This is a genomic window from uncultured Proteiniphilum sp., assembly GCF_937873925.1.
Classification (GTDB): domain Bacteria; phylum Bacteroidota; class Bacteroidia; order Bacteroidales; family Dysgonomonadaceae; genus Proteiniphilum.
Map to the genome: position 1 here is coordinate 1 of NZ_CALNAT010000008.1, position 10674 is coordinate 10674.

Below are 10674 nucleotides of genomic sequence, written 5' to 3' on the forward strand. Positions count from 1 at the left end.
ACAAAATAAATTTCCGTTAATTTATTCTTCTGCTTGGAAAGCTGATGATGGAATGGTGGGTATTGCATTGGCTAGTATAAGTGATAAGACATTTCCGATAAAATTCCAGATTAATGCTAATACGTATGGAATTCCTCCATCAGGAAAAGTTTTCGTAATCAGTGAAGAAGGAAGAAAAGAAATGATCTCTTACCGGAAGGGAAAGATCAATATCGATTTTAAATTACCTCCTAAGGGCGTTTGCATTATAGAGCTTGAACCTTATGAAAATAGCCTTCAATAGTAATGAATAATGATTTTTCTAAAAGAGAGAATAGTTACTTAATAAAATTATGGGTTACAAATTAGTTTTCATTATCTCAATTCAGATAATTGATCTCTATACTCTAATAAACAATTATGGACTTGTCTATAAATTAATTAATGATTTGCAATTAATTACTACATCAAATAATATCAAAGACTTATGAAAACTTATATAAAATGGATGAAACTTGCATTAACCGGTTTTCTGTTATTTGTAATTTCTGTATCCTGTTCAGATCCTTTGTACGAGCTTCCTGACATAAAAGCAACGGGAACAGATATAACAGAGTTCAGTTTAAACGGACTATCATGTACTATAAATGATGAAAAAGGAAGCATAACCATCGAAATTACTCCTGATTATGATCTTAGCTTATTGAAAAATCTGGTACCATCTTCTCTTAAATTATCTCCTTATGCGACTATTAGTCCGGAAAAATCGGTAAGCCAGGATTTCTCGAAAGATATACAATATACGGTAACCGCAGAAAACGGAAGCCAGAAAGTGTGGACAGTAACGCCTGCGAAATATGAAGAGTTGGACGAAGGGGTAGGTTATATTAAACTCGTCTGGTACAAGTCTTTGTCTGATTTGGGATTAACGTCTAATATTGAAAATACGGTGGCTACATTTGGTGATTATATTGTCGTATCCCGTACCGGACTTATCTTCGATGGTAAAACAGGAGAAAAGGCTGGTAAACTTAATATGGAAGGTATTGCAGGAGGTAATGACTCTCAAAAAGTTCCTTTTATATTAGCCAATGATTCGGAGGGAAATTTGATAGGGGGAACCCTGACAGCATGGAGTGGTAATGTATTCTATGTATATAAATGGGATGCATTGGATCAGCCACCTTCGCAAATATTGGCATATCCGTTGCAATCAGGAAAAGATACACAATTCGGACGCAAAATGTCTGTAGTTGGAAATATAAACGACAATGCCTATATAATAGGAGATGATTATGCAGCTGAAAACAATCGGAAAATGAATTGTTGGAAGGTTACCGGCGGAATAGTCAATCCAGTACCTGATATTATAGAAACAGATATGCAAAACTATAACCAAGCTGGATATTCTCTTGTATTTCCGCTAAGTGCCTTATCTTTAAAACCCTATTTTTACTTCGATAGCGGCCATATAAGTGGAAGCGATCCAAGTACAGTATTAAAATATATGGATGAAAACAATAATTCGACAACCATCTCTCCTCAAGGAGGATGGGGTAGAAATATTCTCCATTCGATATACTTTACTTTTAATAATAAAAACTATTTATCTGTCATTTCGATAACAAGTGATTTCAAATATAAATTCTTTGTGATTGATCCTTCCGATTTAAGCAGTCCGATTGTGAAATTTTCTGATATTAGAGAGTATGATTCTAAAACAGAAGGCAATGGAAATAATACAGGAGGTGTGGCTATAAAAAGAGTCTCTTCAGGGCTAGCCTATGTATATACATTAATGACATCAAAAGGCATAGCATGCTATATGTTGACAAACTATTCTTTAATTGACAAATAACAGATTATCATTAGGAAACGCGGAGAAGGCCGGAGCTGCTGGAGTTATTCGCTTGCTCTCACTTATCGAAATAGTTCAATTTATTTTTTCCTGTAAGGGTGATTTCTATTTGCCTATGCGGTTTGCAGAAGAAAATCATGTAAATTTGCGGCAGAACGATGAAATGGTTATGTCTGATTACAATATATCTTCCTGTCCGCTTTTCTTTCGTCTCTCCGAAGAGGAGATAGATGAAATTCTGGAACGCTGTGTATCTGAAGTGCGGGAAATCGATAAGGGCAATTATATCGTTCGGCAGGGCGATCCCGTCCAGTTTCTTTATCTGTTGATGAATGGTCTGGTGCGTACTGAAATGGTGACGAAAGAGGGGAACGTGCTGGAGATTGAGTTTATCGAGCCGGTAAGGCCTCTGGCCCCTGCTTTTCTGGTCGCTGCCGAAAGCCGTTATCCGGTAGATGTGATCACTGCCGAGAAAAGCACTTTTTATGTGATCCCCAAATCTATGTGGATGAAGGAGATGATGCTGAATGAGACGCTGATGACTAATTTTATGAAGGTCAACTCCAATATGACGGTTTTCCTGTCAAAAAAGGTGCAGATGATGTCTATCAAAAGCCTGAAGGGAAAATTATCCCTCTATATACTGGAAAACACAACCCTGCAGAACGATTCCTTTATATTAAGACGTACCCAGACCCAACTGGCCGAATATTTCGGGGTACAACGCCCCTCTTTAGCGCGCACCCTGGGAGAGATGATCAGGGAAGGGATGATCTCGCTTTACAAAAGGGAATTGAAAGTATTGAACAGAAAAAAGCTGGAAGAACTGGTCTGATCTTCTAATTTTTACAGATTTTTCCGTTAATAACAAAGTGATTGATAATAAAAATATATATTTGTACGAAAAAGAAAAAGTATTTATTATTATATTGGTCTAAGAGTCATGAGTAATCAGTTAACAAGAAGAAAATTTATCAAAACAGCCGCCGTAGGTGTGGTTGGAGTGGCTGTTTTTCCACAGTTCCTTGCCTCGTGCAAACAAAACAAGAGTACGGGAGCTGGTGATGGAATTATCCGTCTGGGATTCATCGGACTGGGGCAACAGGCAATGTACCTGCTGAACGGTTTTATCGGGATCCCGGATGTGCAAGTGATAGCCGGAAGCGATGTATATGGTATCAAGAGAGAGCGTTTTCTACAGCGTGTAAACAATCACTATGTGGATAGCGGAAAAGAAGTGGTTGTGGAAACCTATGAAAACTACAAAGAGTTGATCGCACGCGAGGATATCGACGCTGTGGTGATCGCTACGCCCGATCATTGGCATGCATTCATGGCGATAGAGGCATGCAAGGCCAGGAAAAGCGTTTATCTGGAAAAACCGTTGACATTCACTATCAAAGAAGGACAAATGCTGGTGAAAGCCGTCCGTGACAACGGAGTGATCCTGGGCGTAGGCAGCCAACAACGCTCCGACGCCAACTTCCAGCATGCCGTGAAGATGGTACACGAAGGGGGGATCGGGAATATCGTGCGGGTAAATGCCTATGTAGGCGCTCCGCCGACACCTTACGACCTGCCTGAAGAGCCTGTGCCTGCCGACCTGAACTGGCCGCTGTGGTTAGGCCCTTCCGAATATGTCCATTACAATTCACAGTTGAATCCGCCTATATCGCTCGATCCCGAACAAAATGAACAGTTTTGGGGGGCATGGCGCTGGTATAAAGAACTGGGTGGCGGCTTTACTACCGACTGGGGTGCGCATATGTTCGATATCGCCCAGTGGGGACTCGGAATGGACGGAAGCGGGCCGGTTGAGATTATCCCCGCAGGATATGAAGATACCCAATACCTGACCTATAAATATGCCAACGGAGTGGTAATGACCGAAGAACCGTTCGACGAGCAGCAGACGAAAGGGGTGAAATTCTGGGGCGACAAAGGCTGGATCGAAGTGTCGAGAGGTCATTTTAAGGCTTCCGACGATAGTTTGTTGCCGCCTGTAGCGGAAAATGCCGAAGGCGCTTACGAAACAAAGATCCCGCACCTTGCGAATTTCATTGAATCGGTGAAAACGAATACCGACCCGGTAGTTCCCGTAGAAATAGGACACCGTTCATGTACGGTTTGTACGTTGGGAAATATTGCATACGAACTGGGACGTCCCGTCAAATGGGATCCTGCCACGGAGAAGTTCGTGGATGATCCCGATGCGGATGCGAACCGGTTGTTTCACAAAACCTATAGTGAAGGATATATCCTTTAATGCAAAGATGATTAAACCAAAAAAAGCTGCCCGAAAGCAGCTTTTTTTGTAATTTGTTTTTTGGCAGGATGGATGCACATGAGCCGGCTGGTATCGCCGGGGATAATTGCTCTATACTGAATGGCTTTTTTCCTGAGGCTTCAGCATAATACCCAACTCATCCAACTGTTCCTGTTCTACACGGGATGGTGCATCGATCATTACATCGCGTCCGGCGTTGTTTTTCGGGAAGGCGATGCAATCGCGGATGCTATCCAGCCCTGCAAAGATAGAGACCAGCCTGTCCAGCCCGAAAGCGATCCCTCCGTGCGGAGGAGCGCCGTACTGGAAGGCATTCATCAGAAACCCGAATTGCTCCTGCGCCCGTTCTTCCGTGAAGCCGAGGACAGAGAACATTTTCTTTTGCAATCCGCTGTCATGAATACGGATGGAGCCGCCACCTATCTCCACACCATTGATCACCATATCGTAGGCATTGGCGCGAACAGCTCCGGGATCGGTATCGAGCAGCGGAATATCTTCCGGTTTTGGCGAGGTGAAAGGGTGATGTTTCGCGAAAAAGCGATTCAGCTCTTCGTCTTTCTCCAATAATGGAAAATCTGTTACCCACAGGCATTTATAGTTGTTTTTTTCTCTCAATCCCAGGCGTGTTCCCATTTCCAGTCGCAATTCAGACAACTGCTTCTGTGTTTTTTCGGTTTCACCGGCCAGTACAAGGATCAGATCGCCCGGTTGGGCATCGCACCGCTCCGCCCATTTTTTGAGATCCTCTTCGCTGTAGAATTTATCGACAGACGACTTCAACGAACCGTCCTCATTATATCGCAGATAGATCAATCCTTTGGCTCCGATCTGGGGACGTTTCACGAAGTCGGTGAGTTCATCCAATTGTTTGCGAGTGTAAGAAGCACATCCTTTTACGCATATAGCTCCTACATATTCCGCGGAATCAAATACGCCGAATCCGCGTCCGGCGGTAAGATCTTTTATCTCCGTAAAGGTCATTTCGAAGCGGGTATCCGGTTTGTCCGATCCGTACAGCCGCATGGCGTCTGCATAGCTTATACGGGGAAAATCGGGTATCTCGATGTTTTTGATCGATCGGAACAAATGTTTTGTCAATCCTTCAAACGTTTGTAATACATCTTCCTGGTCGACGAACGACATTTCACAGTCGATCTGCGTGAATTCCGGCTGCCGGTCGGCTCTCAGGTCTTCATCACGAAAGCATTTCACGATCTGGAAATAGCGGTCGAAACCTGAGACCATCAGCAACTGTTTAAATAGCTGGGGAGATTGCGGCAGCGCGTAAAATTCCCCCGGATTCATACGGGAAGGCACAATGAAGTCGCGTGCTCCTTCAGGTGTGGAACCGATCAGTACCGGGGTTTCCACTTCAAGAAATCCTCTCTTATCGAGGTAGCAGCGTGTCTCGAAGGCCATTTTATGGCGCAGTTCCAGATTTTGTCTTACCACATTGCGGCGCAGATCCAGATAGCGGTATTTCATCCGCAGTTCATCTCCCCCGTCGGTATCGGTCTCAATGGTGAAGGGCGGAGTTTTGGAAGCATTCAGCACGGTCAGTTTCGAGACAATGATCTCTATATCTCCTGTAGGGATATGGGGGTTTTTGCTACTGCGTTCCTTTACAGTTCCTGTAATTTGGATCACCCACTCACGACCCAGTTTGTTAGCCTGATCGCAGAGATCATGATTCAATTCCTGATTGAACGACAACTGTGTGATGCCATACCGGTCGCGCAGGTCGATGAAGGTCATCCCGCCCATCTTGCGGATTTTGGATACCCAGCCGGCTAAAATCACCTCTCTCTCTACGTCGGCCAACCGGAGTTCGCCGCATGTGTTGCTTCTGTACATATGATTCCTTTTGTTTGACTATAATAATAAGTACAAAAGTACATAATTTCTCGCGTGAATCACACGGGGAAACCTGAAATGATTTTCACAACCACTTCCATTTGATAAATGGTAGTTTATAGTTTGAACTGCGGTATCTTTAACAATTCTCCGCCTTTCATGGCCGATTGATGTGCAACGATACCCCCTACAGTCATATTCAACGACATTGCAATGTCAACTAGTGGTGTACGGTCTTCCAGGATGGCTCTGACAAATTCTTCGGTAAGATGTCCGTGAGAACCACCATGCCCGCCCACAGGCATTCCCGGGGGAAGCGCCGGACGGGTCAGATCCGGAAGTTGTTTTTCTTCGCCTTCATATTTATCATAATATTCACCTTTTGTACCCCTTACTCTTCCGGTTTCGGACCCATAACCATGCCCCATTGTATCTGCACTTCTGCCCATACGGGCCATTCCACCTTCGTTGGTACGATATAAAGATATTTCCGTTGCAAACGGATTGTTATAGATATTATTCCCTGGAAGATATCTTTCCATATTGCTTTTCATGCCCATACAGGACACTTCCAGAAACGTTCCGTTTGTTACCCCTATATAGTATGCATCGGAATGAGTGGGATACCATTGTTCCGGCATTCCGTGACGCCAATTCTTGTATGATTCAATCCCTTTTTCCGAATAGTGCCAGTATTCTCCTTCCGCATAAACGAGTTTACCCAAACAGCCGGCCCTATATAATTGCCGCATCGCATATAGGTTTTCGCGAAACATCGACGTTTCAAACATCATATATTTGAGTCCGGTTTTTTTTACGGTTTCATATAATTTATCAGCATCCTCCAATGAACCCCATACCGCGGGAACCGCACAGGCAACATGTTTTCCATGATTTAACGCATCAATAGAGTTTTGCGCATGGCTTGGCGCATCCGTTGCAATAAAGACGGCTTCAATAGTATCGTCTTTAATTAACTCCTCCAGAGAAGGATACGTTTTTTTACATTTCGTTACTATGGCCAGTTCGGCGCAACGTTCCGGAATCAAATCACTGACCGCAACCACTTCAACATTCGGATGGTTTTGAAAACCAAATTCTGCGGAGAATTTACAAACCCCATAGCCAATCAGGCCTACCCGAACCTTTCGATCCGAAACCGGGGTCCATGTCTTCTCCACTGTGGGTTTACTGCCGGTATCTTCAAATCCTTGAATTACAGGTGGAGGTGCAGGTTTTTGACTATTACTGTAGGCGTGCTGAACCCCGAGCATACCCGCTCCCGCACTTATGCCGGCTACTTTAAGAAATTTACGCCGATCAAAGGACTGATTCGTTTGTTCGTTTTTCATTTTTTTATTTTTTGTGTTAGAAAGGGATGTTAATAATTATTATCGGCATATACTATCAATACTTCGGTAAATATTCAGTATTTATTCGGTGTACATCACGCCATCGGCAAATACAAAACTACATGAATTGTTTGGAAAACTATAATTTTGACGAACAAAAGTTTTTCTGCCCTCAGTAAAAAAACCGGCCAGATCTTGAGTTTATCCGAAAATAGTTGTACTTTTGCATCCGCTTTCGGAACGTTTTCGTTGAGTGAGAGCAGAACAAATTTATTTGTTTTGCCGAGCGTAGAAAACGACTAATATAATTGAACCATTTTCGATAATTTTTTATCATTTCGGGGTGTAGCACAGTCCGGTTAGTGTACCTGCTTTGGGAGCAGGGGGTCGCGAGTTCGAATCCCGCCACCCCGACGAAATATGAAAGTCCAGATGATCGATCAGAGTGCTGAAGTTGGTCATTTGGACTTTTTATGTAAAGAAAATTAGGAAGACATGCTCTCTTCTTTGTCAATTTTGCAGGGAATTGCCCGATTTTGGCGAACTCTGTTGCAAATTACATGTAAATTTTGTTAGTCGTTCTGTTTCACCACCTCCGCGAAATCTTCCAGATTCTCATCCACATATTGCGCAATAATGGCGGTCTCTTGCTCTTCAATATAGAAGAACTTCTCTTCCAATTCATCGAACTGTTCAAAGTCCGTATACATCGCCATGAATTCTTCCTCCGTCGTTTCCCCTTCCAGTTCCGTACGATGGGCGTCGTAGATCTCTTTGGCTTTATAGAGGATCTTTGAAAAACCTTTTGCACCCATCTGTTTCAATGCTTTGGCGACCGGATTGTCGAAGATATATCCTCCGTAGCCGTTCTGTATGAGTTGTACAAAACCGCCTTCGTTCACCTCTTCCGAGAAAAACCGAAGTGCCAGCAATGTATGCTGATACCCGTTCAGCCGGTCCATATTCTCTGCGGTGATCTCCCCGTCCAGCGCTTCAAGATAAGCATCGGTAAATATTTTCAGGAATTCGTCCATCCCTTTTTCGGCGGCCTCTATAAGCTTGTTTTCGTGAATCTGTATCATATGGTCCTTGTTTAATTGTTACGAGAGAAATTAGCCCTACACAAGTTCGTGTATGTATTTACTTTGCATACCTATTTCCCCGAAACAAATGTACATAAAAGTTTATACATATACACAGACCCATAAAAATTGAGGGTTTTACCTCACTTCACTTCGTTGCGTTCGCGTGCGTTAATTGAAAGAAGCCAGAGCTTCAACCGGCGTGGAGATAGATCAGAATGAATGTCTTGGCTTATCATTATTTAACCACCGCTTGATGGTTTCAATTTGTGTGCCAGATAAAATGCGATCACTTGCATCTCCAAATGATATTTTAATCCAATTTATTGCAATACAGAATATTTATTTTACTTTTGTGTAAATGATATTTAACATCACATTTATGATGATTAAGAAACAAACGTTCCGGGGTACCAATGAACATACATATTATCAATTATCGTATCGCGCAACTACATTTCTCATTGTTTTTATAGCAATGATTTCATGTAATGACGGCGAAGATGTTCCCCAACCCGGATATGAGGCTGTGATAGCACCGGACGTATATGCAGTAAAATGGGTTCATGGAGAAGCTCATGCAAACGTAAGCCAGGGTGATGTTGTGGCTGTGTTCAGTACTGCCGCTGAAACGGAACAATCATACCCATACACGATTCAGACAAACACAACAAGAGCCACCCATATCGTCGACTATAATGGTATTGCAAAGCCACCCTACAGGCTATCTTATAATTTTTATAATCTACGGACTTCTGCGTCTAAGCCTTATTATAGCTATAATCTTGCTGAGTATGAAATCAGGGAAACAAGAGATATAGAAGTTGGCGGCATTGAAACTTTTTGGACTTTTGATCTGTCTGACCTTTCCACTTTCCCGGATATTCCCAGCGTACAGTTCAGAGCAGTGCTCAAAGCTACCGGTACCTATTGTGATGTTTATGTGGATGAAAATTCAAGCTTGATCACACACGAAGATGCGAAAGAAATAGCAGCGCAATTCGATCAGGTGGCTTATCGAATTGTTAATGAACACTTTGGAGATCCTCCCGTTGTTAATGGCAGTTCGCGTGTTGCCATACTGCTGCCTCTTGCCTTTAATGGCGGTATGGAGGATGAGGTTAATCCAAACGGTACCTCTACCGGTCTTTTTAATGACAAGGATCAATTACCCCCATCTACAGACAATCCATATTCAAACTATCGGAATGTACTTTACCTTAATCCCGGGCTATATAACAGCAACACTCCGTTTTTCCGTGACAAATGGCGTCCCATTCTTTCACACGAATTTGAACACATGGTAAACTTCCGTTATCATGTGGGAAAAGAATCGGTACCCATTGAAGAAGGAAAGGCTCTGCTTTCAGAAATACTGTCGGGATACGGTCTTCCAAACGGCGACTATCTGATGTGGGAAAATATTGTTGCCTATCAGAATGACCCTTCAGGTATATCACTTGTGCAAATGGAATATGTGAATGATAATATCTATGGCTCGTATGGCATGGGATTGTTGTGGATAAGCTATTTATACGACCGCTTTGGTTCGCAAGCCATACACAGTATGGCTACTCATTCATTGCTGGGACTCGACGCGACCGCAGCTGTCACCGGCATCCCGAAACAGTATCTTTTTGCGGAATGGGTTCAGGCAAATATCTTAAGCGGCACAATAAATAACAAGATATTTGAATACAAAACTATTGACGTTATTGGCAATGGTGGAGGTGACTATTTCGGTACACTCAAGGGATTTGGAGCTTTGCCTCAACATATAATACCAAGTATTGAAACACAAAAACAAGTTCATTCTTATGGAGTAGAATATTTTACCGCTAAAGAACCGGGAACAGTGATTATAAAGGGTAACAACATCCAGGCATTTATCATTCGCAAAAATGTATAAAATTAGCGATTTAGGAAGCCTCACACGGAAACCTATTAGCCCGATCCATAAATAAGCGCAGACTGAGCCCCTAAGCCAATGGTTTTGACTAACAAGAACATGAGCAATATAATTACCTGGTTATTCGTTGGCTCATCACTTTGTGTTCAACAAGATAGGGTGTAATGTTTCAAACAATTCAATAATACAAATGTAACTGTTTTTTCTTAAAATGGCTTCGCCTTATTCCGTTATTCGGGAGAAAATAGCTACATTTGTAGAATATAAGATGCGCCTCGGACAAGCTCAAACAAGTTTGGCTTCTCTCTCGGCTTTCATTATATTTGCATGCAATAATCTTTCAAGAATAA

At 42.6% G+C, this 10674-nt stretch carries 8 protein-coding genes and 1 tRNA gene; 6 read left to right on the forward strand and 3 right to left on the reverse strand.

Annotated elements, in window-relative coordinates:
- From Q0502_RS00820 to Q0502_RS00835, 4 genes are all read left to right on the forward strand, one after another.
- Window positions 1-283, forward strand: a 283-nt coding sequence (locus tag Q0502_RS00820; RefSeq protein ID WP_298646028.1) for a hypothetical protein, incomplete at its 5' end; no start/stop codon positions are given.
- A gap of 183 nt (window positions 284-466) precedes the next feature.
- Complete coding sequence (locus Q0502_RS00825) at window positions 467-1837, forward strand: DUF5018 domain-containing protein (RefSeq protein WP_298646029.1); 1371 nt, start codon at window positions 467-469, stop codon at window positions 1835-1837.
- The gene (locus Q0502_RS00830) at window positions 1827-2672 is read left to right on the forward strand and encodes a Crp/Fnr family transcriptional regulator (RefSeq protein WP_298646031.1); all 846 of its coding nucleotides are present in this window, start codon (window positions 1827-1829) and stop codon (window positions 2670-2672) included. Before Q0502_RS00825 ends, Q0502_RS00830 begins: the two co-directional genes overlap by 11 nt.
- A 108-nt stretch (window positions 2673-2780) precedes the next feature.
- Complete coding sequence (locus Q0502_RS00835; RefSeq protein WP_298646032.1) at window positions 2781-4103, forward strand: Gfo/Idh/MocA family oxidoreductase; 1323 nt, start codon at window positions 2781-2783, stop codon at window positions 4101-4103.
- A 111-nt stretch (window positions 4104-4214) separates the two neighbouring features.
- On the opposite strand, the gene aspS is transcribed toward Q0502_RS00835, so the two are convergent.
- Both aspS and Q0502_RS00845 read right to left on the reverse strand, forming a co-directional pair.
- Window positions 4215-5981: an aspartate--tRNA ligase gene (gene aspS, locus Q0502_RS00840; protein ID WP_298646034.1), complete on the reverse strand. Its 1767-nt coding sequence runs from the start codon at window positions 5979-5981 to the stop codon at window positions 4215-4217.
- 116 nt (window positions 5982-6097) lie between these two features.
- Window positions 6098-7333, reverse strand: a complete 1236-nt coding sequence (locus Q0502_RS00845) for a Gfo/Idh/MocA family oxidoreductase (protein WP_298646036.1) — start codon at window positions 7331-7333, stop codon at window positions 6098-6100.
- Between the two features lie 339 nt (window positions 7334-7672).
- Here Q0502_RS00845 and Q0502_RS00850 point away from each other — a divergent pair.
- Window positions 7673-7747, forward strand: a tRNA-Pro gene (locus Q0502_RS00850).
- Between the two features lie 158 nt (window positions 7748-7905).
- On the opposite strand, the gene Q0502_RS00855 is transcribed toward Q0502_RS00850, so the two are convergent.
- Entirely contained in the window at window positions 7906-8415 is a 510-nt protein-coding gene (locus Q0502_RS00855) for a DMP19 family protein (RefSeq protein WP_298646038.1), read from the reverse strand.
- 382 nt (window positions 8416-8797) lie between these two features.
- Between Q0502_RS00855 and Q0502_RS00860 the strand changes: the two genes are divergently transcribed.
- Complete coding sequence (locus Q0502_RS00860) at window positions 8798-10324, forward strand: hypothetical protein (protein ID WP_298646040.1); 1527 nt, start codon at window positions 8798-8800, stop codon at window positions 10322-10324.
- The last annotated feature ends 350 nt before the right edge of the window (window positions 10325-10674 follow it).

What these genes read in the sequence shown, in the direction of transcription:
- Q0502_RS00860 (WP_298646040.1), top strand. Translation starts at nt 8,798, where the DNA reads ATGATGATTAAGAAACAAACGTTCCGGGGTACCAATGAACATACATAT.
- Q0502_RS00835 (WP_298646032.1), top strand. Translation starts at nt 2,781, where the DNA reads ATGAGTAATCAGTTAACAAGAAGAAAATTTATCAAAACAGCCGCCGTA.
- aspS (WP_298646034.1), bottom strand. Translation starts at nt 5,981, where the DNA reads ATGTACAGAAGCAACACATGCGGCGAACTCCGGTTGGCCGACGTAGAG.
- Q0502_RS00845 (WP_298646036.1), bottom strand. Translation starts at nt 7,333, where the DNA reads ATGAAAAACGAACAAACGAATCAGTCCTTTGATCGGCGTAAATTTCTT.
- Q0502_RS00855 (WP_298646038.1), bottom strand. Translation starts at nt 8,415, where the DNA reads ATGATACAGATTCACGAAAACAAGCTTATAGAGGCCGCCGAAAAAGGG.
- Q0502_RS00825 (WP_298646029.1), top strand. Translation starts at nt 467, where the DNA reads ATGAAAACTTATATAAAATGGATGAAACTTGCATTAACCGGTTTTCTG.